Raw genomic sequence first — 23348 nt, 5'->3', positions numbered from 1 at the left:
CGCCTTACTTAATCTAATCTGTCGGGCAGGCTGAGAAATTGGCCCCAGCAATAATTAGCGGTTTGAGTGCGCTTTGGGTATCCATACTTCCTCATCTAGCACGAACTGTTCAACCAGTTCAAGAACCAGTCGACGACGTGCCTCAGGAAGAGAGCGCAACCTGCGCACCAGTTGACTTTCTTCGACAGTAAGCGTGACGGATGGCATTTCTGTCTGACTAGCCCGTTTTTTGCTTGGTCGGGGGAGCTGGTCACCGAAATCGACACGGATCCACAACATCCGTTGCGGTCCAGGTTCCACCAGGCGGTGGAGGGCTTGATCGGACAATTGCAAAGCGATCCGGGGTTGCGGAGCAAAATCGAACACTACCAGCAGGAGTTCGCTGAAAATCGGGAACTTGCCAGCTACGTGGATGGCCTTTGGCAGGACGTGCACGCTTGGCTGAAAGCCGACCTGAGCAGCGATGCGTCCAGTATTCGTGCCAAGGTCACCGAATTAGTGATCGAACTGGGGCAGGAGTTGCTGAAGAACGAGCCGCTGAGGGAGAGCATCGACGGCTATATCGTGGAGACCGTCCCGACTGCCTTGGAATCGGTGCGTCCCAAGATCGGTGCCTTCATCTCCAGCAAGATGCGGGAGTGGAAGGACCACGAAATCGTCGAGAAGCTTGAGCTGAATATCGGCCCCGACCTGCAATACATCCGCCTCAACGGCACCTTCGTCGGTGGGCTGATGGGTTTGTTGATCCATGCAGTCACGGTTATGGTGGCGGCCCACTAAGGCTGTTATGGCTATTGAACGCCCCCACGGACGCCCTTTTCGCGTTACCCCGTAACCTGGCCGAGGCCGCTGGGGGTTACAGGCCGAGGGGCCGATAGTTCCCTACAGCGCCTAGACTTTTCTTGCTTTGTAACCCTGTAACCTGTGTAACCCAGAAAAAGAAAGGCCTCTGGTCTAGGGAGGGCTCCCCACGATTGCAGGAAAATCCAAGCGGATTTCTGAAACCCTTGCCTTCCATTCCGGCTGCTGACGGCTTGCCCTTGCTGGGTAGGGTTACGGGGGTAACAGGGGTAACACCCCCGAAAAGTCCCGCAATGGCAAGGCTTTCGACGAAGTCCACGTGTTACCCGGAGCGTTACCCCGAAGCCAGCGGGGTTACATACATATGCACCGGCGCTGGGAGTGTCATAAATTTTGTGAGTGAGGCCGAACATACCGGTCGTGGGCCACATGTATGGCCGCAAAGAAGAAACTTCCCGTGCCAGAGCTGCCGTCGATCTCGGCGGACTTGGTCGATCAATTCGTTAAAGGCCCGATGACCGCCGAGGCGGTGCAGGACCTGTCGATGGCGTTCAAGAAGGCGCTGATCGAGCGAGCCCTGGGCGCCGAGCTTGGGCATCACTATGCCCGGGGCAGGAGCGCCCCGAGGCTGCGACCAGCGCAATGGCAAGAGCCGCAAGACGGTGCTCACCGACGACTGCCCTTTGCGGGTGGACATTCCCCGAGACCGGGACGGCAGCTTCGATCCGATCCTGATTCCCAAGCACGAGCGACGCTTCACGGGGTTCGACGAGCGGATCATCGCCGTGTATGCCCGGGGCACGTGCGTGCGCGAGATCCAGGCGTTCCTGGCCAAGAGCTACGGCACCGTGGTCTCGCCGGACTTCATCAGCTCAGCCACCGACGAGGTCATGGCCGAGACGATCGCCTGGCAGAGCCGTCCGCTGGAGGCGCTGTACCCGGTCCTGTTCTTCGATGCGCTGCGGGTCAAGAGTCAGCGACAAGGCCAACTACCTGGCGCTGGGAGCGCTGCCGGACGGCACCCGGGACATCCTGGGCCTGTGGATCGAACAGACCGAGGGCGCCGAGTTCTGGGGGACTACGCCAGTTGGAAGGATCGGCACACGGTGGCGGCGGCGCTCAAGCCCATTTACACCGCGCCTACCATGGAGGCCGCTCTGGCGGCCGGCAGAGTTCGAACAGGGGCCGTGGAGGCAACGCTACTCGCCGATCGTGGACGCCTGGCGCCGGCCTGGGACCGAGTGATCCCATTCTTTATGTTCCCGCCAGCCATCCGCAGGGTGATTTACACCACCAACGCTATCGAGAGCATCAATGCGCAGTTGCGCCGGGCGGTCAAAACGCGGGACCACTTCCCCAGCGACGAGGCGGCCGCCAAGCTGCTCTCTGCTAGCCTCCAAAAATCGTGGAACGGATGTGGTAGACCTTGCACACGCCCATTCCCGGCAACCGCTTGGCGACCTGAGCTTTACCGTCGTTGGCTATCACGAGGTGCCCGGCGTTCCGCAGCGCCGTGATCACTTGGCGCAATTCTCGGCCACTGCACACATCCCGCTTGAACGCCTCGGGCAGCACGTAATAGTCTGTCTGGCCGTCGTCGTTCATCTGCCGGAAGCCGGCACGTTGGAGCGTCATGCGATGATTGTCGTCCACGCACTCTTCGCCACCGCCTATGCCGGGGTGCCCCATGGGCGTGAACCTGGCTTCTCCGTGCAATTCGAAAAAGCGCCGCACCTGCTCGAGAATCTGATCGGACTCTAGGCTGCCAGAGCCGCCTCGACGGTTCAACCAGTCGGTGAAGCCGATCCGAGCAGCCCGTGTTGCTTCACCTTCGTCCCATGGAAGGATCCCGACTTGCTGGCACACCTCGCCTACGGCTGCAATCAGCCCAAAGCGTCGGGCAACCCGCTGTACTTGACCATCCGCCCCGTGCGGGGTGTTGTTGCGCACAAATTCGTCGGTGTGAGCCTTGATGGAATCCAGTATCCTTGCCCGCCGATCAGGATCAGCGAGAACCCCCGCCCAGGTACGACCGGCAATGCCGTGAAACCGCTCTGCCGCATCCTTCAGCATCAACGAGAACTCGGCGCCATTGCTGGCTCCATGAAGGGCCTCGTAGATGCCGTGTCCACCTCCCGCGTCCGCCTCAATGTCCACGACCCGGGTTTCCTGGCCAGCCATGGGGCGCTCGCCACCACTTTCGATGTGCGCCCTCAATCCGATCTCGCCCGACGACAAGAACATCAAGCGCCAGTCCGACGCGGCCCGAGCGGCGCCTGTTTGAGTGGCTCGGGATTTTCCCTGCGAGTTCGATAGCATGTATACGGCTTGCCCGACCTCGTGCGGGCTGATCTGGCTCATTTCGTCCAAGACCAGCAGCATGTCGTGATGTTGCACGGCAACCGCCTCAAGACCATTGGCAGTCGCCCGCCAAGGTCGGATGAACTTGGTTGGCCTGCCCCACACACTGCTTGCAACCAGCAGAATCGTCGTCTTACCGATCGAGCTGTTGCCCCGAAAATGAAAACCGCCGCTTTCCTCACCGAGCCAGTGCAAGACCGGGCCGGTGAACGCTACGCTCATGGCAATCTGTAGCCGAGAATTCCCCCGGCACTTCGCCGCGACTTCACGCTGCCAATCGGCGAGGGTGCCACGAGCTTTTACGAAACCACCAAGCAGGGGGTCCGACATCTGCAATGCTATCGTCTCGCCATTCCCTACTCCCGCACCCGTACCGTCAGGCAGGACGAATCTGTTGTCATGCCAGCCCGGCTTCGACACTGCGAGGCATCGGGACCCCGGTTCGACGGACATCAAGTAACGCGCCAAGTCGTCGCGATCACGCTTTTGGGCCGATACGATAGCGCCCATGCCCATCAACGTTTTGCAGAAACCGGACGGGTCTCCTCCAAGCAGATTCCACGGAATGCACCACTGGTGCCATACGCCATCCCGATCCTGGAACCGGATCAGGGAACCCCATTCCTCGCTCTCGGCACTCCGAGCCAGGGCAATGACGTCGATACGGGACGAAATCCATACCTCGATCAATTCACCCTTGATGTTCCGCCGTACGAACACCCCTTGGCTATTGACGAAAAAGTCGTCATGGGCGAAATCGTTCGGCTTCTGACTGCCAAGTCCAAGTTCTTCGGCGGTAAAGTGTTCCGTAGGCGGGCCGTAGTCGGGGCATCGGATTTCAATAGGCCGACCCGGCGTCACCGGCGGTGACAGCATTAACTCGATCTCATATCTTGCCTCACTACTCCAGTTGGCGTAGTCGCTAAATAGCCACCTCTCTCCCGATGGCACAGAACCATAAGATGTTTTTCCCGGCGTCGAGAGAATCTTGACGTTGGAACGAAATACCTGAATGGCAGGATTTCGAGCCCATAGGCAGGCCGCCATCTGTTCAAAGTACGCATCTCCGTCGGTCCCTAGCGGGGCGAGGACATCCGCCGTTTGCTGTGCGCTTAGGCGCTGCCAATCGATTCCCTCTGAAGCCGCCTGGCGCACGCCAACGGCTACGAACCCTGACCGGTTGGCAAGACCTCCGAAGTTCAGAAGGTCCGCAGACCGCTCGTCTGGAACGATGAGTATCCGGGCTTCCGAATTCATGGCGAGAATGTCGGCGCCATATAGACCTAACGCCTCGGGGCTAAACCTGGTTCGCCACGCCCACGAGCCGTCTGCCTTGGTCCACAGTGTCAGCGGAATGAGCCTCGGTCGTCCCAGCCCGCTTCGCCCGCCCCCCAAAGAAAAATCTTCGAACCGCAGCACATACCCGGTCAGTTGTCCGCCTCCGTTGCGGTACTCGTAGATGGTGGAAGGTGCGCCCAGCCAACCGAAGACCGCTGGTATCGGCGGGGCATCGGCAGGAAGGGGGTAAACGACGGACTCGACAGCAGCGTCATCAAGCCCAATATCCGAAACACGCTCCAGGTCCTCGCCGACATCCAGCGCTGCAAGGAATTTCTTCAGCTGTCGAGCCGCCTCTAGCAGGGGGAGTTGGCGCACGTGGGCAACCAGGGAAATCATATGGCGGCCACGCGGGTTCCCCTGATTCGTTTCCCAGCCTCCATCAAGCAGTTCGAGCAGCATGGCCATACGCCCGAAACCGGCAGTCGGGGGCAGGATTCCCTCGAAATACCCGCCTGCACCACTCCCCGAGACGCCGAGCCAAAGCAGCACCCAGCGGGCCTCGGCCACCGCTCGATGGTTCAACTTCTTCGGGTCGTTACGACGGGCCTCGTCACGGGTAAACCACCGCTCATATTCCAAGTCGCTCTGCTTGATGGCTTGTTCGTACTCGACGCTGCCCGGCCGCAGTCCGGAGGGGCTCGCCGCCGGTTCGAACTCGACAGGTTCGTTCATGTCATCGTCGGAAAAATTGATTTCGCTCATACGGCCCCCTTGCCTTGCGCATAAGCAAACACGCTGGCGGAGGTCGCCATCGACGCAGCTTCGACTTGGTGGAGGTTACGCTCCAGAAAATCGTCGAGGTCAGCCTTGCGATACCTCACCGCCCTGCCGATCTTGACGTAGGGGATGGGATGAGTCTGGCGGCAAGCCCACGTCGCCAGCGAACTCGGACTTACGCCGAGGTTGCCGGCTCCTTGGAAGCGCCTCACATGCTTGTGTTTCTGTTTGGTTCGGATGATGGCCAATTCGTAGTCAGTCGCCTGCCATCCTGCGATTCGGTATGCCTGCTTGCTGGATCCCGAAAGATTGTTGACGATACTAAATTTCATGCAAATTCCTAAAAAAGAGGTTGGTGGCAATTTTTGGCCACACCTGCATTTTCAGATGCAAAGTCCGTCATATTCCACGGGGAGTTTTGGCTCATATTTTTCCCCCGTTTAATTTACTCGTCAGATATGATTGAATTCAACAGTATATCTACGCCTGGACCGGTAAAAATTATTTTCGCGTCTTTGCGCAAATCATCAAGCTGGGTATCGGATAATGGTTCCCACTTCTTATAAGGACGATGAAATCCCAATAGCTCTTGAAAAACATTTCTGGGTATGAATTTTTGGTGCAGGTTTGCAAAGGCTTCCATGTCGACGAAAGGGATCAGAAGGTGTCTTGCCCATCCGGCAGTTTTTTTCCCCAGCGCATTGCCCTTGAGTTGATTGTTCTTTTTAAGTTTCTCGCTGATTCGCCATTTTTTTAGCCAAGTTCGAAAATCTTTTTCAAGCTGGATATCAGATGCGTTTAGGTCAATACTTAAATGAGCGTACCGTTGCCATAACCCTCCCCAGGGCCCCTGACGTAGGGTGATGTCAATAATTCCACGTGTATTCTGTGCGCAGCATCGGCTTTCTTCGCAAAGCTGTTGAAGGAGTGTTGCTCGGTCCTCCGTTAATAAGCTAATGTGTGGTTGTTCAGACTGATGTCGTTGAATTCGCCGTTTGCTAAAGCCGAGCGGCTGTAAAGGGGTGGCCTTTACTTTTTCAACGAGTTGCTCAGCGTATTGAAACTCTTGGGTTCCTTTGCCGTGCTCTGCACCTAAAGCGACAAATCGACGCAGCTCAACTCGGTCATGTGCGATTTGTGCCCATTGCGATATAGAGGCGCTATTTAATAGTGCGTAATTCGCAAGGTTAAGCCAAGAGAAGTCTGCGAGGGAAAGTTGGTTATCTCTTGAATGGCGTGGCATAGTTTTTCTGCGATCAGCTAGTTGGTCGATTTGGCTTCAGGTCACGTTTTTCATGACTTGGAAGGCGCAGTCCCGGAACTTTGTATTTTTGCATCGCTTCTACCAAAGGTCGTAGCGGATAGCTCACACCGCCGTATCGACGCGACTCTTTGCCGTTGCTGTGCCCCGATAATGCATCCGATACCTCCTCCAAAATTTCCGCCTCCCGGCAGTAGTCCTTGAACGAATGGCGGAAACTGTGGAATACCATTTTCCTGTTCGCCACGCCGCACTCTTGGCGTAAGTGCTTGCTGAACCACTTTCCGAATGCAGCGCCCTCATCGCCGTGCTCGTCGGGTTTGAGCCGCCAGAATAGCCGGGCCTTGCCTCGTTGCGCCTTGGCGAACTCGACGAAGCCAAGCTCCAGCAGCGCTGAATGCAGCGGTACCCGCCGAACGCTGTTCGCGTTCTTTACGCCCTGATCGTCGCCGCCGTCCGTGATCCGCAGCACCCAGCAGCGAGCATCCTTGTCGTTGGCGCCTCGGTAGACTTCCTCGTACACGTCCTCTGGCCGAAGCTGGCATAGCTCTTCACGGCGTGCGCCGTAGAACAGGCCCAGAAGGGGGATCCAGTAGGCCGCCTCGAAGCCGATGTGCTCGGGCACCCCTTTTTTGTCGCTGTATACGGAGCTGCTGAAAATGGCTTGGAGGGCGGGTAGGTCGAACGGGTGCCGGGCGTCTTTGGCCTTGCGCTTGACTGCGACCCGAATGCCTCGTATCGGGTTCATGTCCAGATCCCCGTTGCCCACGCCGTAATTCAGCAGGGCGTTGAACACGTCGAATTGCTTGTTCGTGTTCACGGCAGTCTGGCCGGACTCCAGCAGCTTGTCTTTGAACTGGACGCCATGAGCCTTGGTGATGCCGGGGGCAGAGATCTTACCCACCATGGCTTCAAAGCGGGCGATGACTCTGCCCATGGCCGCTACGGAGCGTCCTGAAGGCCTGCGCTCGGCTTCCCACTTTTTGGCCAGCTTCGTTAGGGAGATTCCGTCCATAGCGGGCTGCGGGGCTGCTGGAAGAGGCTGTGCGCTCGTCGGCGGAATGACGATAGGCGAGGAACTGGCCGGAGGCCGTGGATGCTCCATGGGCTTCCCGGCACGAATGGCTTCAAATTCTTCGTCGAGTTGAGCGCCCAGTCGCCGACAGCGCACCCGGGCTTCGGTGTAGTCGCTCGTGCCGAGGGCTCGGGTGAATTCACGACGCCCGTAGGCAGGCACTAGATCGATGGGGATGACACGGCGAAGGTAGTAACGGTTGCCGCGTCTTTGGAGGTGCGTACACATGGCTGCATGTCTTCCAACATGTAGCACGATCATGTAGCAGTTTCGCTGGTCAGCTAGGGGCGGCCAATAAAAAAGCCTTGAAAATCAACCACTTGCTGACGCTGCATATTGGTGGAGCGGAGGAGGATCGAACTCCCGACCTTCGCATTGCGAACGCGACGCTCTCCCAGCTGAGCTACCGCCCCACGTGCAGACCGCAACTATACCGGATTTCAAAAAAATTCGCATGGGTGTTCGAAAATTGCCGCGGCCGAGCAGCGCCGCAGGTAGGACTTAGCGGTTTACCAGCTTGATCCGGCAAGCGTTCCTGCCTGAGGAAATATGCTTAAAACAAGCCTTCATAACGCCCGGCCTTTTCCGCTCTTTTTGCCGCCAAACCTCTTGAAAACAAGGGTTTACGCAGCTTTCCCGCGGCATCGTTTGGTAAACTCCCCGGGACTATCTACACGGGATCCTACAGCCCATGGCCGCTTTCAATACCGAACGCGTCACCAGCGTTCACCACTGGAACGATACGCTTTTCAGTTTTCGGACGACGCGCGATCCCGCTCTGCGGTTCCACAATGGGCACTTCGTCATGATCGGCCTGGAGGTCGAGGGCAAGCCGCTGATGCGCGCCTACAGCATCGCCAGCGCCAACTACGAAGAGCACCTCGAGTTCCTCAGCATCAAGGTGCCCAATGGTCCGCTCACGTCGCGCCTGCAGCACCTGAAGGTCGGCGACTCCATCCTGGTCAGCCGCAAGCCCGTAGGCACGCTGGTGGTCGACGACCTGCTTCCCGGCCGCAACCTGTACCTGTTCGGCACCGGCACCGGCCTGGCGCCGTTCATGAGCATCATCAAGGACCCGGACGTCTACGAGCGCTTCGAGAAAGTGGTGCTGGTGCACGGCGTGCGCTGGTTGAGCGAGCTGGCTTATGCCGACTACATCGGCAGCGAGCTGCCGGACAACGAGTATTTCGGCGAGATGGTGCGCGACAAGCTGATCTACTACCCGACGGTCACGCGCGAACCGTTCCGCAACCAGGGCCGCATCACCGATCTGCTGACCAGCGGCAAGCTGGCGGCCGACGTCGGCCTGCCGCCGGTCAATCCCGAGACCGACCGCGCCATGCTGTGCGGCAGCCCGCACATGCTGAGCGACATCAGCGCCATCTTGGACGGCCTGGGGTTCAAGGTGTCCGAGGGAACGGGCCAGCCGGGCGACTACGTGGTCGAACGGGCCTTCGTGGAAAAGTGAGCTAGTGCGGCAGCCGCCCGCTTTCCGCCAGTTCGCGTATGCGCTGCACGGTGTCCATGTCGGCGGCGATGTAGGCCTGCTTGCGTAGCTCGACGGCAGTTTCGTCGAGTTCGCTGTGGCCTTCCTTCAGCTCCAGTTCGTAGGTGAAGCGCAGGAACAGGCTGCCTTCCTCGGGCTCTTCGATGTTTACGGCCGCCGTGCTGCGCGGCCACAGCTCGGTGGCCGCAGCCACGATCCGGACGCCGTCCATCGGCGTCAGGGTGACCTGGTCGTGGACCTGGAACGGGCCGAAGTCCAGCACGCGGGTCAACACGGTCTGCTCCGGGCCGACCGTCTCGTTCTCGATCGTGCAGCTTTCCAGGCCCATGACGAACTCCGTCGGCTGGTGGGCGCGTATGTAGAGGCCGCGCCAGATCTGCTCCCGCGTCAAGGGCGTCAGCAGGGGCATGAGCGGATCGTTGATCTGGATGAGGTGTTCGAATCTGAGCATGAGGGGCAGGCAGGACGGTTTGCATAAGCATACCGCGCCTGCCCCGGCCGCCCTGCGCGGCGCTAGTCGATCAGCATGGGCAGCACCATCAACTGCTGTCCGTTGACGTGCATGCGCCGCTGCAGCGAAGTGATCGCCTGGTTGTGCAGCAGGCGGGTGATGAAGTTCTCGTGCTTGAACACCAGCTTGCTGGCGAACACGATGGTGTTCGGATATTCCTGCAGCAGTTCGGTGATCTGTTTTTCCAGCGTCTGGACGGCATCGGTGCCGAAGGCCAGGCGGCTGGTGGCGGCCATGCCGTAGCTGTTGCAGAAGCGTTCGAAGAACTTGAGCGAAGTGGTGGCCTGCAGCTTCATGGCCTCCATGGCTTCCGCGCCGCCATAGACCTGGGCGTCCACGGTGCGGGCATTGATGAAGATGAAGTTCTTGAAGTGGTCGGGAAACATGCGCTGCACCCACAGAAGCGCGTGCAGGCCGCCGCCGCGGCTGGAGCCCACCACGAAGGCCGCGGTGGGGGAGTAGGGGTCGAGCGCCGGCGGCGAGCAGTCCGAGCCGAAGGCCTGGTCGGCGAAGATTTCGTCGATCAGCGCGATGCGCCGGCGCACTTCGCGGTAATGCGCGCGCACCCACAGGCAGGCGCCGATCAGCACGCTGGTGATGAGCAGCGTGGCCCATCCGCCTTCGAAGAATTTCTCGACGATGGTAATGACCAGGATGGAGCTGGTGATGGCCAGGCCGGTCAGCGACAGCGCCAGCCGCCGGCGCCAGTGGCCCTTGTGCAGCGGCTTCTTGCGGTTGCGTATCCAGTAGCGCGACAGCCCGGCCAGCGACAGCGAGAAGGTCAGGAACACGTTGATCGAGTAGAGCACCACCAGCACCGAGACGTCGCCGCCGGTCAGCAGCATGATGGCGAAGGCGGCCAGGCCCATCAGCAGGACGCCGTTCTCGGTCACCAGCCGGTTGGACAGGTAGCGGAAGCGGTGCGGCACCCAGGAGTCGGACGCCATGTTGGACAGCACCGAGGGGCCGCCCAGGAAGCCGGTATTGGCGGCCACGAACAGCAGTCCGGCCTCGAAGGCGAGCACCAGGGTCAGCGAGGCGAACAGGCTGCCGCCGTCGAAGCCCATTTCCCGCAGTACGTTGCCGAAGACCACCGCGTTCAGCGTCTGGCCTTCGACGGGGGCGGCGTTCCACAGCAGGTAGAGCAGGATGATGCCGCCGGCGGTGAAGGCCAGGCTGATGGCCATCAGCATCATGGTGGCCTTGCCGGTATGGACCACGGGCTCGGCCAGCCGGTCGACGTTGTTGGAGACGGCCTCGATTCCGGTATAGGTTCCGCCGCCCAGGGAGTAGGCTTTCAGGAACACGGCCAGCACGAAGAACCAGCCTGCCTCTTGCGAGAATTCGCGGACTTCGCGCAGCGTGTCCGGGATCAGCAGCGGCAGGCCCTCGGCGTGGGCGAAGATGCCCCAGCCTATCAGCAGCGCATGCGTGACCAGGAAGCCGACGAAGATGGGCAGCAGCACGCGGATGCTTTCCTTGGCGCCGCGCAGGTTCAGCCAGATCAGCAGCAGCACCATGGCGCAGGCGGTCCACAGCTTGAAGGCCTGCCAATCGGCCGGCAGCAGCGAGAACAGCGCGTCGGTGCCGCTGGCCACCGAGATGGCGATGGTCAGCACGTAGTCGACGATCAGCGCCGAACCGGAGACCAGGCCGGCGGTGGGGCCGAGCAGCGCGGTCGAGACGCGGTAGCCGCCGCCGCCCGTGGGGAAGAGTTCGATGACCTGGTTGTAGGCCAGCGCCACCACGAATACCGTGACGGCCGTGGCGATCGCCAGGAACAGCGCCAGGTGGGTATGCGAGCCGAGCGCCCGGAAAGCTTCTTCAGGGCCGTAGGCGGAGGACGAGAGGCCGTCCGCGCCCAGTCCCACCCAGGCCAGGAAGGCGGCCAGCGCGATGGAGTGCCGCGTATCCGGCGAAAAAGGATCGCGAGCCTTGCCCAGCAGACGCTCGCGCCACGATGATGCTTTCATACAAAGGGTGTTCCTGCTCTTTGTTTTGCAGTGCGGCGGCAGCGTACGCTTTTGCGCTGCAACAGGGGTGAAAATCCATTCTGGTAATAGGGAATTTGTTACCCGAGGTCCAATGGGTGCCCTATTGCAATCGAATTTCTGATAGCTTTATGCATAGGAAGCCGCAAGCATCCCTACCCAGATTCCAGAGGCAAGCATGAGCAAGCAGATCATCCATACCGACGCCGCCCCGGCCGCCGTCGGCCCGTATTCCCAGGCCGTCGCCGTGCCGGCCTCGGGCAAGACCGTCTATCTGTCGGGCCAGATCGGACTCGCGCCGGCCACGGGCGAACTGGTCACCGCGAGCTTCGAGGCCCAGGTGCGCCAGGCCTTCGCCAATATGGAAGCGGTGGTGCGCCAGGCGGGCGGCACGCTGGATCAGGTCGTCAAGCTGACCTTGTTCCTGACCGATCTCTCCAAGTTCGGCACGGCCAACGAGATCATGGCCCAGATCATTCCCCAGCCCTTCCCGGCGCGTTCGACCGTGGGCGTGGCGGCGCTGCCCAAGGGCGCGGAATTCGAGGTCGAGGCGGTGCTGGTGATCTGATCCCCATCGCCGATCGCGCAGGTTCCGCATGGACCGCTCTCCCGCCCGGGAAGACGCCGCGCTGACCCCGCAGCAGCGCAAGATGCGCAAGCTGGGACTGGTCGCGGCGGACGATTTCGTCCTCCACCTGCCCCTGCGCTACGAGGACGAGACGCAGGTGACGCCGATCGGCCGCCTGATCCCCGGCATGTGGGCGCAGGTCGAAGGGGAGGTGACGCGCTGCGAGGTCGCTTACCGGCCGCGCCGCCAACTGGTGGCGGCGATCCGGGACGAAACGGGCGAACTGGGGCTGCGCTACCTCAATTTCTATCCCAGCCAGCAGAAGCAGTTGGCGGTGGGGCGCCGCATCCGTGCGCGCGGCGAAGCCCGCGGCGGTTTCTTCGGTATGGAGATGGTGCATCCGCGCACCACCGTCGCCGGGGACGACGCCCCGCTGCCCGACCGCCTGACGCCGGTCTACCCCACCACCGAGGGGCTGCCGCAGGCCACGCTGCGCAAGGCCATCGCCGCGGCGCTCAAGACCGCCGATCTGGCCGATACCTTGCCCCAGCCGCTGCTGCAGCGTTACGGCCTGATGCCGTTCGGCGAGTCGGTGCGGCTGTTGCACGCGCCGCCGCCCGAGGTCGCCACCGAGTCGCTGGTGGACCGCGCGCACCCGGCCTGGCTGCGCATCAAGTTCGACGAATTGCTGGCCCAGCAGCTGTCGCTGGCGCGCGCGCGCGCGGCGCGGCTGGACAAGCGCGCGCCGCCGCTGGCGCGTTCGACCGCGCCGGACGGGCTGGTGGCGCGCCTGCTGGCAACGCTGCCGTTCGCGCTGACCGGCGCGCAGCAGCGCGTGCGCGAGGAAATCGCCGCCGATCTGGCGCGGCCTCACCCCATGCAGCGCCTGCTGCAGGGCGACGTCGGCAGCGGCAAGACGGTGGTGGCGGCGCTGGCCGCGGCGCAAGCCATCGACAACGGTTTCCAGGCGGCGCTGATGGCGCCTACCGAGATCCTGGCCGAGCAGCATTTCCGCAAACTGGTGGGATGGCTGGAGCCGCTGGGCGTCACGGTGGCGTGGCTGACCGGCAGCCTGGCCGCCAAGGCGCGGCGCGAGGCCGCCGCGCTGATCGAAAGCGGCGAGGCCCGGCTGGCCGTGGGCACGCAGGCGCTGATCCAGCAGCACGTGCAGTTCGCGCGCCTGGGCCTGTCCATCGTCGACGAGCAGCACCGCTTCGGCGTGGGCCAGCGGCTGGCGCTGCGCAACAAGGGCGGCGAGGACGAGATCTTCCCGCACCAGTTGATGATGTCGGCCACGCCGATTCCGCGCACGCTGGCGATGACTTTCTTCGCCGACCTCGACGTGTCCGTGATCGACGAACTGCCGCCGGGGCGGGTGCCGGTGATCACCAAGCTGCTGTCCGATGCGCGCCGCGACGAGGTGGTGGCGCGCATACGCGAAGCGGCGCGGGCAGGGCGCCAGGTGTATTGGGTCTGTCCCCTGGTGGAAGAGAGCGAGACGCTGGAGCTGCAGACGGCGGTCGATACGTACGAAGCGCTGCGGCATGCGCTGCCCGAGTTGCGGGTGGGCCTGGTGCACGGCCGGCTGCCCACGGCCGAGAAGGCCGCGGTGATGCAGGCTTTCAAGGACGGCGAGGTGGATCTGCTGGTCGCCACCACGGTGATCGAAGTCGGCGTGGACGTGCCCAATGCGTCGCTGATGGTCATCGAGCATGCCGAGCGCTTCGGCCTGGCCCAGTTGCACCAGTTGCGCGGCCGGGTGGGCCGGGGCGCGGCCGAGTCCGTGTGCGTGCTGCTGTACCAGGGGCCGCTGTCGCAGGTGGCCAAGGCCCGGCTGCGGACCATGCACGAGACCACCGACGGTTTCGAGATCGCCCGGCGCGACCTGGAGCTGCGCGGCCCCGGCGAGTTCCTGGGGGTGCGCCAGTCGGGGCTGGCGCTGATGCGTTTTGCCGACCTGGAGAACGATCTCGAGATCGCCGAGCAGGCGCACGAGGCCGCGGCGCAGTTGCAGGCCGAAGCCCCGGATGTCGTGTCCGCCCATTTATCGAGATGGATGCGCGGAAGAGAAGATTTCCTGAAAGCCTGAGATGAAGACCCCCCTACGCGCTTACGCGCGCGCCCCTCAGGGGGCGAAACCGGCGGACCGGCGGAGCCGGATCCGCAGTTTCCTGGGGTGGGCGGCGTACTTTCATGCACTGCGGGTGGCGTGTAGCGCCATGGACGACTGAAGACTTCGAGAGAGACTTGTCATGACCCTCACCGAGTTGAAATATATCGTGGCGGTGGCGCGCGAGCGGCATTTCGGCCGGGCGGCCGAGGCCTGTTTCGTAAGCCAGCCGACGCTGTCGGTCGCGATACGCAAGCTCGAGGACGAGCTGGGCGTGACCTTGTTCGAGCGCGGCGGCACCGAGGTCGGGGTGACGCCCATCGGCGAGCGCATCGTGGCGCAGGCGCAGAAGGTGCTGGAAGAAAGCGCGAACCTGAAGGAGATCGCCAAACAGGGGCATGATCCCCTGTCGGGCGCGCTGCGCGTGGGCGTGATCTATACCATCGGACCTTATCTGCTGCCGCAGCTCGTGCCCAAGCTGATCGAGATCGCGCCGCAGATGCCGCTGCTGCTGCAGGAGTACTTCACCGTCCGGCTGCTAGAACTGCTGCGCCAGGGCGAGATCGACTGCGCCGTCATGGCCTTGCCGATTCCCGACGCGGGGCTGGCGATCCAGCCGCTGTACGACGAGCCCTTCATCGTCGCCGTGCCCAAGGGCCATCCGCTGGCTAGCCGCGAACGCGTCGATGCCGAGGAGCTCAAGAGCGAGACCATGCTGCTGCTGGGCACCGGCCATTGCTTTCGCGACCAGGTGCTGGAGGTGTGTCCCGAGCTGTCGCGTTTTTCCGCGACCAACGAAGGGATCCAGCGCACCTTCGAAGGCTCGTCACTGGAAACCATTCGCCACATGGTGGCCTCGGGCATAGGCATTACCGTGCTGCCCACGTCGTCGGTGCCGGCCGTGCCGGACGAGCGCGATTTGCTGCGCTACGTTCCCTTCGAAGAGCCCGTGCCCGATCGGCGCGTGGTGCTGGCCTGGCGCAAGAGCTTCCCGCGCACGGCGGCGATCGATACCCTGATCACCGCCATCCGTGCCTGCAGGCTCAATGGCGTGACGATGCTGGATCCGCAAGAGCAGGATGCTTGAGCCGAGGGCCGGCCCGGGGACTTGTCATTCCGCGATCGGGCGCCATCTAGTATGCTCGATATCGTGTTCCGTGATGTCGTACCGACTTTGATAAAGGGAGTTAGCCATGGTTAAAAAAGCAAGCCCGAAGAAGAGCGCCGCAAGTGCAGAGACCGCCCGGTCCGCAGCGGGCGTGCTGCGCATCGACATCGGTATCTCGGACAAGGATCGCGCAGCCGTGGCGGGAGGCTTGTCCAAGCTGCTGGCCGATACCTATACGCTGTACCTGATGACGCACAATTTTCACTGGAACGTGACGGGGCCGATGTTCAACACCCTGCACAACATGTTCATGACCCAGTACACCGACCTGTGGACGTCCATCGACGACGTGGCCGAGCGCATCCGCGCCCTGGGCCATGTCGCGCCCGGCACCTACCGCGAATTCGGCAAGCTCAGCACCATCGCCGAGCCGGCCGAAGTGCCCGAGGCGATGGAAATGGTGCGCCTGCTGGTGGCCGGCCACGAAGCCGTGGCCAAGACCGCGCGCAATGTGCTGAAAATGGCCGACGCCGCCAGCGACGAGCCGACCGCCGACCTGCTGACCCAGCGCCTGGAATTCCATGAGAAGACCGCCTGGATGCTGCGCAGCATCCTGCAGTAAATCCCGCGAAGCTTGCCGGCTCTTGCAGGGGCCGGCGCATCGAACTTCGGGAAATCCCTGTACCGCCTGCCGTGCGATACAGGGATTTTTCTATTTCCCCAGCGCCTTATCTGCTGCAAAATTACTTGAGGTTTAAAAATTTTAGGTTAAAGCAATTCAGCCGATCTATCGCCGCTCCCCGGAGCGCGCGCACTGCCGGAGTAGTGACATGGAACGCTCGGGACACCGCGACACGTTTACCCGTGACCATCTTCCGCCACCGCAGGAATGGCCGGATTTCCTGCTCGACCACCCCGCGCTGGCCTATCCTGTGCGCCTGAACAGCGCGGCCGAGCTGGTGGACGGCGCGATCGCGGCAGGGTGGGGCGACCGTCCGGCCATCCGTACCCTCTCCGACGGACAACTGGCGTCGATCACTTATCGCGAGCTGCAGGAACGGGTCGACCGCACCGCGCGGGTCCTGGTCGAGGAGATGGGACTGGTGCCGGGCAACCGCGTGCTGCTGCGCGGGCCGAACAATCCCGCCATGGCGGTGGCATTGCTGGCCACGATCAAGGCGGGGCTGGTGGCCGTACCCACCATGCCCTTGCTGCGCGCGGTGGAGCTCAAGCCCATCCTGGACAAGGCCGAGGTCGCCGCGGCGCTGTGCGACGTGCGCCTGCGCGACGAACTCGAAACCTGCATGCGGGCCGGGCCGCTGCACAGCCCCACCCTGAAGCAGGTCCGGTACTTCAACGACGATGGTCCGGATTCCGTCGAAAGCCTGGCGGCCCGCAAGTCCGGCGGCTTTCCCGCCTGCGATACGGCGGCCGACGACGTCTGCCTGATCGCCTTTACCAGCGGCACTACGGGCAGCCCCAAGGGCTGCATGCATTTCCACCGCGACGTGCTGGCCATGTGCGACCTGTTCCCGCGTTCGCTCCTGCAGGCCGGGCCCGACGACATCTTCTGCGGGACGCCGCCGCTGGCGTTCACGTTCGGGCTGGGGGGCATGCTGTGCTTCCCGCTGCGCGCCGGCGCCTCGACCGTGCTGGCCGAGAAGCTGACGCCGGCCACGCTGCTGGAGACCATCCAGGCGGCCAGGGCGACCGTGGTGTTCACCGCTCCCACGTTCTACCGGCAGATGGCGGCGCTGGCGTCCGGCTACGATTTGTCGAGCCTGCGCCATACGGTATCGGCCGGCGAGGCCCTGCCCGATGCCACGCGCCAGAGCTGGAAGGCGGCCAGCGGCGTGGAAATGACCGACGGCATAGGCAGTACCGAGATGATCCACATCTTCATCTCCAGCGCCGGCGGCCAGGTCCGGCGCGGCGCCATCGGCAAGCCCGTGCCGGGCTACGAAGTGCGCATCGTGGACGAGGGCATGCGGCCGCTGCCGGCGGGCACCGTGGGCCGGCTGGCGGTCAAGGGGCCCACCGGGTGCAAGTACCTGGCCGACGAACGGCAGGCCAGGGCCGTCCGGCAGGGCTGGAACCTGACGGGCGATTCCTTCCTGATGGACGACGACGGCTATCTCTACTATCAGGCGCGCACCGATGACATGATCATTTCGGCCGGCTACAACATCGCCGGGCCGGAGGTCGAAAGCGCGCTGCTGCAGCACGAGGCGGTGGCCGAATGCGGCGTGGTCGGCATGGCCGACGAAGAGCGGGGCGAGGTCGTGGCGGCCTACGTGGTGCTGCGCCCGGGCGCGCAGGCCGGAGACGCCATGGCCAAGACCCTGCAGGATCACGTGAAGCGCACGATCGCGCCGTACAAGTATCCGCGCGTCATCCGCTTCGTCGAGGCGCTGCCGCGCACCGAGACCGGCAAGCTCAAGCGCTTCGCGCTGCGGTCGATGTAAGGGCAGGGCGGCCGCCGCGTCCGGCGGCGTGCTTGGTACCATACGGGGCATGAACCGTTCCCTGCCCCTGACGATTTCCCAGCGCCTGTCGCTTTACGCCCGCCTGGTGCGGATCGACAAGCCCATCGGCAGCCTGCTGCTGGTCTGGCCCACGCTCTGGGCCCTGTGGGCGGCCAGCGAGGGCCGGCCGTCCTGGTATTTCGTCTTCGCCTTCGTGGCAGGCACGGTGCTGATGCGTTCGGCCGGCTGCGCGGTCAACGATTATTTCGACCGCGACGTGGACAAGTACGTCGAGCGCACGCGCGAACGCGTACTGACTTCGGGACTGATTTCGGCCCGTGAGGCCCTGAGCGTGGCCGCCGCGCTGGCGCTGGTCTCGCTGCTGCTGATCCTGCCCATGAACCGCCTGGTCTGGGCGCTGTCGGTGGTCGCCGTGTTCCTGGCCGTGAGCTATCCCAAGTTCAAGCGCTTCTTCGCCATTCCGCAGGCCTACCTCGGCATCGCGTTCGGCTTCGGCATCCCCATGGCCTATGCGGCCGTGCTCGAGACCGTGCCGCTGGAAGGCTGGATCATGCTGGCGGCCAATATCGCCTGGGCGGTTGCCTACGATACCGAATACGCGATGGTCGATCGGCCCGACGACCTCAAGCTGGGCCTGAAGACTTCGGCCATCACCTTCGGCCGCTGGGACGTCCTGGCCGTCGGCCTGTGCTACCTGGCGACGCTGGCGCTGCTGGCCGTGGCGGGCGCGAGGCTGGGCTACGGCTGGCCTTTCGCCGCCGGCCTGCTGGCCGCCGCCGGCGTCGCGGCGCGCCACCTGTGGTGGATACGCGGGCGCGACCGCGCGGCGTGTTTCCGCGCCTTCCTGCACAACACCTGGTTCGGTTTCGCCGTCTTCGCCGGCATCTTCGCGCAGACCACCGTGCTGGGGTGAGATTGCGCCGCGGGCGGCGCGCGGAAGCCCGGCCGCGCCGCATATAATCCTGCCTTTGCCCCGTCCCCGCCATGCCGCCCATCGCCGACCAACTCCGGTCAGTCCGCCATCGTATCGAGCTCGCCTGCGGCGCATGCGGCCGCGGCGCGGACGAAGTCGAGCTGCTGGCGGTCTCCAAGACCTTTCCCGCGGCGGCCGTCCGGCAGGCCTACGCCGCCGGGCAGCGCGCCTTCGGCGAGAGCTACGTCCAGGAAGCAGTCGGGAAGCTGGAGCAATTGCAGGACTTGCGCGCCGACACGGCATGGCATTTCATCGGTCCCTTGCAGAGCAACAAGGCCCGCCACGTGGCCGAGCATTTCGACTGGGTCCATAGCGTGGACCGCCTCAAGATCGCCCAGCGCCTGTCGGACCTGCGTCCGCAGCAGGCGCCCGATCTGCAAGTGTGCCTGCAGGTCAACATCGACGGCCAACCCACCAAGAGCGGCGTGGCGCCGGCGCATTTGCGCGAACTGGCGCTGGCGGTGCGTGAGCTGCCGCGCATCGCGCTGCGCGGGCTGATGTGCATTCCCGCCCCGCAGCGCGATCCCGCCAGCCAGCGGGAAGTCTTCGACCGCCTGGCCGGCCTGCTGCACGGCCTGAACGAAGAAGGGCTGGGCCTGGACACCTTGTCCATGGGCATGTCGGACGACCTGGAGGCGGCGATTGCGGCCGGTGCGTCCATCGTACGCGTGGGCACTGCCATCTTCGGCGCCCGCGATTATTCGTCCTGAGTCCGGAACCATCATGAATCCTGAACTTTCGATTGCGTTCATCGGCGGCGGCAACATGGCCGCCGCGCTGATATCCGGCCTGGCCGGCAAGTTCTGCCCGATCGGCAACATCCATGTCATCGATCCGGTCGAAGACACCCGCAAGGCGTGGGCGGGGCGGGGCGCCACGGTCGCGGCGGCGCCCGACGAGCAGTTGTCGCGCTGCAATATCTGGGTGCTCGCGGTCAAGCCCCAGATCATGAAGAGCGTCGCGGCCGCGGCGCAGCCCTGGCTGCGGGACAGCCTGGTCATCAGCATCGCCGCCGGCATCCGCGCCGCCGACCTGGCCGGCTGGCTGGGAGCGGAGTCGGCCGCCTGGCCGCGCGTGGTGCGCTGCATGCCCAATACGCCGGCGCTGATCGGCCAGGGCGTCACCGGCCTGGCCGCGCTGGACGGTGTCGGCAGGCAGGACCGTGAACTGGCCGACGCGGTACTCAAGGCGGTGGGGCAAACCGTATGGGTGGACCGGGAGTCCGACCTGGACGGCGTGACGGCGCTGTCTGGCAGCGGTCCGGCCTACGTCTTCCTGTTCCTTGAGGCCTTGATCGAAGGCGGCCAGGCGGTCGGCCTGAGCGCCGAGCAGTCGCGCGCGCTGGCGCTGGCCACGTTCACGGGCGCCGCGAGCATGGCCGCGGCGTCCGCCGAGCCGCCCGCGCTGCTGCGCGAACGCGTGACCTCCAAAGGCGGCACCACCGCCGCGGCGCTGGACGTGATGGCCCAGGCCGATTTCCGCCGGATCGTGGCGCGGGCGATGCAAGCGGCGGCCCACCGGGCGCAAGAGATGGGCGATGAGTTCAGCAAGTGACGCCACGACGGGCCAGGCCCCGGTAGTCTCGGTCGCGCGCCATCCGCCTTTCATCCTGTTCTGGTTTGGCCGGGTCATGTCGACCCTGTCGTTCCAGATGCTGTCGGTGGCCGTGGGATGGCAGGTCTACGAGATCACCGGCAGCGCCTTCGATCTCGGCCTGGTGGGGCTTGCGCAGTTCATTCCCATGGTGCTGCTCACCTTCGTGGTGGGACAGGTGGCGGACCGCTACGATCGGCGCGCCATCGCCAGCATCTGCATGATCGTCGAAGCGCTCGCCGCGGGCGCGCTCGCCCTGGGCACCTATCAGGGCTGGCTCACCCGCGAACTCATCCTGGCGCTGGTCGCGATAGGCGGCGCGGGGCGCGCCTTCGAGTCGCCGACCATGGCGGCGCTGGTGCAGGGCGTGGTGCCGCGCGAACTGATTCCGCAGGCCGCGGCCTGGACCACCTCGGCCACCCAGACCGCGCAGATCCTCGGGCCGGCGCTGGGCGGCCTGCTGTATGGGTTCGGTTCCATGACGGCCTATGTGGTGGCCTGTGTGTTCTTCTCGGTCGGCGGCGTGCTGGTGGCCCTGATACGCGCCGAGCGCGTCGTGTCCACGCGCGAACCCGCTACCTTGAAGACGATGTTCTCGGGCTTGTCGTTCATCCGCAGCCGGCCGATCATCCTGGGGACGCTGTCGCTGGACCTGTTCGCGGTGCTGCTGGGCGGCGCCACGGCGCTGCTGCCCATCTATGCGCGCGACATCCTGGAGACCGGCCCATGGGGCCTGGGCCTGCTGCGCACTTCGCCCGCCGTCGGCGCCCTGACGATGTCGGTGGTGCTGGCGCATTTCCCGATCAGGCACCACGTCGGCAGGGCATTGTTCGCGTCGCTGGTCGTATTCGGCCTGGCCACCGTCGTGTTCGGCCTGTCCACCCATCTGCTCGTGTCGATGGCGGCCCTGTTCGTGCTGGGCGCCTCGGACGTCATCAGCGTGGTGATCCGCTTCACGCTCGTGCAATTGCAGACGCCGCCCGAGATGCTGGGCCGGGTCAGCGCGGTGAACTCTTTGTTCATCGGCACCTCGAACCAGTTGGGCGAGTTCGAATCGGGCGTGACCGCGGCGCTGTTCGGCGTGGTGCCCGCCGTCCTGATCGGCGGGGCGGGCACGATCGCTATCGCGCTGCTGTGGATGGTATTGTTTCCACAGTTGCGCAAATTGAAGTCGCTGGAAGGATAGCCAGGGCACCGGCGGGTCCGGGGCGCTGGCCTGGAGGAGACCCGCATGGCTTTGCATCCTGTGCTCGAGCAGGTTACCGACCGCATCATCGCGCGTGGCGGCGACAGCCGCCGGCGCTGGCTGGACGAAATGCGCGCGCGTGCCGGCGCCAAGGTGGAGCGCAGCCATCTGGCCTGTACCAACCTGGCGCACGGCATGGCGGCCATGCCGGATCGCCCCAAGCTGCTGCTCAAGCAGATGGAGCGGCCCAACGTGGCCATCGTGTCGGCCTACAACGACATGCTTTCCGCCCATCAGCCGCTGGGCGCCTATCCCGCCTGGATCAAGGAGGCCGCGCTGGAGGCCGGCGCCACGGCGCAGTTCGCCGGCGGCGTGCCCGCCATGTGCGACGGCGTGACCCAGGGGCAGGCGGGCATGGAGCTCTCGCTGTTCTCGCGCGACGTGATCGCGATGGCGACGGCGGTCGCGCTGTCGCACCAGATGTTCGATGCCGCGCTATACCTGGGCGTGTGCGACAAGATCGTGCCGGGCCTGGTCATGGGGGCGCTGTCCTTCGGGCACCTGCCCGCTTTGTTCGTGCCGGCTGGGCCCATGACCACCGGGGTCGGCAACGACGAGAAAGCGCACATCCGCCAGCTCTACGCCGAAGGCAAGGTCGGGCGCGACCAGTTGCTGGAAGCCGAGAGCCGCGCCTACCACGGTCCCGGCACCTGCACCTTCTACGGCACCGCCAATTCCAACCAGATGCTGATGGAATTCATGGGCCTGCACCTGCCCGGCGCATCCTTCGTCAATCCCGGAACCCCGCTGCGCGAAGCGCTCACCCGCGAAGCGGCCCGCCACGTCGTCTCGCTCTGGCACGGCGGCGGCCGCTACATGCCGATCGGCGAGGTGCTCGACGAGAAGGCGTTCGTCAACGGCATGGTCGGGCTGATGGCCACCGGCGGCTCGACCAACCACACCCTGCACCTGGTCGCGATGGCGCGCGCCGCCTGTATCGAGCTGAACTGGGACGACTTCCACGCATTGTCGGAAATCGTGCCGCTGCTGGCCCGCGTCTATCCCAATGGCAAGGCCGACGTGAACGGCTTCCAGGCCGCCGGCGGGCTCCAGTTCGTCATACGTGAGCTGCTGGGTGCCGGGCTATTGCACGACGACGTGAATACCGTGGTGGGAAGGGGGATGTCCGACTATTGCCGCGAACCCTGGCTGCAGGACGGCAGGCTCGCCTGGCGCGACGGCTCGGCGACAGGCGGCGATGCAAGCATCGTCCGGCCGGCCGCGCAGCCTTTTTCGCCGAACGGCGGCCTGCGCGTGCTGGCGGGCAATCTCGGGCGTTCCATCATCAAGATATCCGCCGTCGACCCGGCGCATTACCGCATCGAAGCGCCCGCCATCGTCTTTGCCGACCAGGAGGACGTGCTGGCGGCCTTCCAGCGCGGCGAACTGGACCGCGACTTCGTCGCCGTCGTGCCCTGGCAAGGCCCCGCCGCCAACGGCATGCCCGAACTGCACAAACTCACGCCCGCCCTCGGCGTTCTGCAAAGCCGCGGCTACCGCGTCGCCCTGGTCACCGACGGACGCATGTCCGGCGCCTCCGGCAAAGTCCCCGCCGCCATCCACGTCACGCCCGAAGCCCTGCACGGCGGCGCCATCGGCAAGGTGCGCACCGGCGACCTCGTCAGGCTGGACGCCGAAAGCGGCACGCTGGACATCCTCACCAACCTCGACACCCGCCCCCCCGCCGAACTCCCCGACC

At 64.2% G+C, this 23348-nt stretch carries 18 protein-coding genes, 1 tRNA gene and 2 pseudogenes; 13 read left to right on the top strand and 8 right to left on the bottom strand.

Features of this window, described 5'->3' with window-relative positions; all coding sequences use genetic code 11:
• Positions 1-171: 171 nt before the first annotated feature.
• Both PIGHUM_RS23115 and PIGHUM_RS23110 read left to right on the top strand, forming a co-directional pair.
• Positions 172-780, top strand: a complete 609-nt coding sequence (locus PIGHUM_RS23115) for a DUF445 domain-containing protein (protein ID WP_160142400.1) — start codon at positions 172-174, stop codon at positions 778-780.
• Between the two features lie 454 nt (positions 781-1234).
• A pseudogene (locus tag PIGHUM_RS23110) lies at positions 1235-2186 on the top strand (transposase); the annotation flags it as partial.
• A gap of 4 nt (positions 2187-2190) precedes the next feature.
• On the opposite strand, the gene PIGHUM_RS24470 reads toward PIGHUM_RS23110, so the two are convergent.
• The 6 genes and pseudogenes from PIGHUM_RS24470 to PIGHUM_RS23085 form a co-directional block, all read right to left on the bottom strand.
• Complete coding sequence (locus PIGHUM_RS24470; protein ID WP_124082049.1) at positions 2191-5205, bottom strand: DUF927 domain-containing protein; 3015 nt, start codon at positions 5203-5205, stop codon at positions 2191-2193.
• The gene (locus tag PIGHUM_RS23100; protein WP_124082048.1) at positions 5202-5552 is read right to left on the bottom strand and encodes a helix-turn-helix domain-containing protein; all 351 of its coding nucleotides are present in this window, start codon (positions 5550-5552) and stop codon (positions 5202-5204) included. The genes PIGHUM_RS24470 and PIGHUM_RS23100 overlap by 4 nt, the downstream gene beginning before the upstream one ends.
• Positions 5553-5665: 113 nt before the next feature.
• A complete protein-coding gene (locus PIGHUM_RS23095) occupies positions 5666-6463 on the bottom strand; it encodes a DUF6387 family protein (protein ID WP_124082047.1) in 798 nt (265 codons plus the stop codon).
• Positions 6464-6476: 13 nt separating this feature from the next.
• Entirely contained in the window at positions 6477-7496 is a 1020-nt protein-coding gene (locus PIGHUM_RS23090; RefSeq protein ID WP_160142399.1) for a site-specific integrase, read from the bottom strand.
• Positions 7497-7610: 114 nt separating this feature from the next.
• Positions 7611-7784: pseudogene (locus PIGHUM_RS24390) on the bottom strand (DUF6538 domain-containing protein); the annotation flags it as partial.
• 109 nt (positions 7785-7893) lie between these two features.
• Positions 7894-7969: transfer RNA gene (locus PIGHUM_RS23085), tRNA-Ala, on the bottom strand.
• A gap of 278 nt (positions 7970-8247) precedes the next feature.
• On the opposite strand from PIGHUM_RS23085, the gene PIGHUM_RS23080 reads away from it, so the two are divergent.
• Entirely contained in the window at positions 8248-9024 is a 777-nt protein-coding gene (locus tag PIGHUM_RS23080; protein WP_124082045.1) for a ferredoxin--NADP reductase, read from the top strand.
• 1 nt (position 9025) lies between these two features.
• Here PIGHUM_RS23080 and PIGHUM_RS23075 read toward each other — a convergent pair whose 3' ends face one another.
• A complete protein-coding gene (locus PIGHUM_RS23075; RefSeq protein ID WP_124082044.1) occupies positions 9026-9514 on the bottom strand; it encodes an SRPBCC family protein in 489 nt (162 codons plus the stop codon).
• A 62-nt stretch (positions 9515-9576) separates the two neighbouring features.
• Complete coding sequence (locus PIGHUM_RS23070) at positions 9577-11547, bottom strand: APC family permease (protein WP_124082043.1); 1971 nt, start codon at positions 11545-11547, stop codon at positions 9577-9579.
• A gap of 196 nt (positions 11548-11743) precedes the next feature.
• Here PIGHUM_RS23070 and PIGHUM_RS23065 point away from each other — a divergent pair, with 196 nt between their 5' ends.
• The 10 genes from PIGHUM_RS23065 to edd form a co-directional block, all read left to right on the top strand.
• Entirely contained in the window at positions 11744-12133 is a 390-nt protein-coding gene (locus PIGHUM_RS23065; protein WP_124082042.1) for a Rid family detoxifying hydrolase, read from the top strand.
• Positions 12134-12161: 28 nt separating this feature from the next.
• Positions 12162-14222 carry an ATP-dependent DNA helicase RecG gene (recG, locus tag PIGHUM_RS23060; RefSeq protein ID WP_124082041.1) on the top strand — a complete coding sequence of 687 codons (2061 nt, stop codon included), beginning with the start codon at positions 12162-12164 and terminating at the stop codon, positions 14220-14222.
• A gap of 163 nt (positions 14223-14385) precedes the next feature.
• Complete coding sequence (locus PIGHUM_RS23055) at positions 14386-15330, top strand: LysR substrate-binding domain-containing protein (protein ID WP_124082040.1); 945 nt, start codon at positions 14386-14388, stop codon at positions 15328-15330.
• Between the two features lie 106 nt (positions 15331-15436).
• Positions 15437-15973, top strand: a complete 537-nt coding sequence (locus tag PIGHUM_RS23050) for a Dps family protein (protein ID WP_124082039.1) — start codon at positions 15437-15439, stop codon at positions 15971-15973.
• A 208-nt stretch (positions 15974-16181) separates the two neighbouring features.
• Positions 16182-17816: an AMP-binding protein gene (locus PIGHUM_RS23045; protein WP_124082038.1), complete on the top strand. Its 1635-nt coding sequence runs from the start codon at positions 16182-16184 to the stop codon at positions 17814-17816.
• A 49-nt stretch (positions 17817-17865) separates the two neighbouring features.
• Positions 17866-18750 carry a 4-hydroxybenzoate octaprenyltransferase gene (ubiA, locus tag PIGHUM_RS23040; RefSeq protein WP_124082037.1) on the top strand — a complete coding sequence of 295 codons (885 nt, stop codon included), beginning with the start codon at positions 17866-17868 and terminating at the stop codon, positions 18748-18750.
• Positions 18751-18821: 71 nt separating this feature from the next.
• The gene (locus PIGHUM_RS23035) at positions 18822-19520 is read left to right on the top strand and encodes a YggS family pyridoxal phosphate-dependent enzyme (protein ID WP_124082036.1); all 699 of its coding nucleotides are present in this window, start codon (positions 18822-18824) and stop codon (positions 19518-19520) included.
• A 13-nt stretch (positions 19521-19533) separates the two neighbouring features.
• Positions 19534-20364 (top strand): pyrroline-5-carboxylate reductase, encoded by an 831-nt coding sequence (gene proC / locus PIGHUM_RS23030; RefSeq protein WP_124082035.1) that lies wholly within the window; start codon positions 19534-19536, stop codon positions 20362-20364.
• Positions 20348-21589, top strand: a complete 1242-nt coding sequence (locus tag PIGHUM_RS23025; protein ID WP_124082034.1) for an MFS transporter — start codon at positions 20348-20350, stop codon at positions 21587-21589. Before proC ends, PIGHUM_RS23025 begins: the two co-directional genes overlap by 17 nt.
• A gap of 45 nt (positions 21590-21634) precedes the next feature.
• Positions 21635-23348 (top strand): phosphogluconate dehydratase (gene edd, locus PIGHUM_RS23020; protein ID WP_124082033.1); only part of this gene is annotated, 1714 nt, incomplete at its 3' end.

Source organism: Pigmentiphaga humi, from assembly GCF_900606115.1.
Taxonomy (GTDB): Bacteria; Pseudomonadota; Gammaproteobacteria; order Burkholderiales; family Burkholderiaceae_B; genus Pigmentiphaga; species Pigmentiphaga humi.
This window is presented reverse-complemented; position numbering and strand designations above follow the sequence as displayed.

Bases quoted from the DNA above. Each gene is read 5' to 3' on its own strand.
- PIGHUM_RS23055 (WP_124082040.1), top strand. From the start codon at position 14,386: ATGACCCTCACCGAGTTGAAATATATCGTGGCGGTGGCGCGCGAGCGG.
- ubiA (WP_124082037.1), top strand. From the start codon at position 17,866: ATGAACCGTTCCCTGCCCCTGACGATTTCCCAGCGCCTGTCGCTTTAC.
- PIGHUM_RS24470 (WP_124082049.1), bottom strand. From the start codon at position 5,205: ATGAGCGAAATCAATTTTTCCGACGATGACATGAACGAACCTGTCGAG.
- PIGHUM_RS23025 (WP_124082034.1), top strand. From the start codon at position 20,348: ATGAGTTCAGCAAGTGACGCCACGACGGGCCAGGCCCCGGTAGTCTCG.
- PIGHUM_RS23050 (WP_124082039.1), top strand. From the start codon at position 15,437: ATGGTTAAAAAAGCAAGCCCGAAGAAGAGCGCCGCAAGTGCAGAGACC.
- PIGHUM_RS23045 (WP_124082038.1), top strand. From the start codon at position 16,182: ATGGAACGCTCGGGACACCGCGACACGTTTACCCGTGACCATCTTCCG.
- proC (WP_124082035.1), top strand. From the start codon at position 19,534: ATGAATCCTGAACTTTCGATTGCGTTCATCGGCGGCGGCAACATGGCC.
- recG (WP_124082041.1), top strand. From the start codon at position 12,162: ATGGACCGCTCTCCCGCCCGGGAAGACGCCGCGCTGACCCCGCAGCAG.
- PIGHUM_RS23075 (WP_124082044.1), bottom strand. From the start codon at position 9,514: ATGCTCAGATTCGAACACCTCATCCAGATCAACGATCCGCTCATGCCC.
- PIGHUM_RS23080 (WP_124082045.1), top strand. From the start codon at position 8,248: ATGGCCGCTTTCAATACCGAACGCGTCACCAGCGTTCACCACTGGAAC.
- PIGHUM_RS23090 (WP_160142399.1), bottom strand. From the start codon at position 7,496: ATGGACGGAATCTCCCTAACGAAGCTGGCCAAAAAGTGGGAAGCCGAG.
- PIGHUM_RS23065 (WP_124082042.1), top strand. From the start codon at position 11,744: ATGAGCAAGCAGATCATCCATACCGACGCCGCCCCGGCCGCCGTCGGC.
- PIGHUM_RS23095 (WP_124082047.1), bottom strand. From the start codon at position 6,463: ATGCCACGCCATTCAAGAGATAACCAACTTTCCCTCGCAGACTTCTCT.
- PIGHUM_RS23070 (WP_124082043.1), bottom strand. From the start codon at position 11,547: ATGAAAGCATCATCGTGGCGCGAGCGTCTGCTGGGCAAGGCTCGCGAT.
- PIGHUM_RS23100 (WP_124082048.1), bottom strand. From the start codon at position 5,552: ATGAAATTTAGTATCGTCAACAATCTTTCGGGATCCAGCAAGCAGGCA.
- PIGHUM_RS23035 (WP_124082036.1), top strand. From the start codon at position 18,822: ATGCCGCCCATCGCCGACCAACTCCGGTCAGTCCGCCATCGTATCGAG.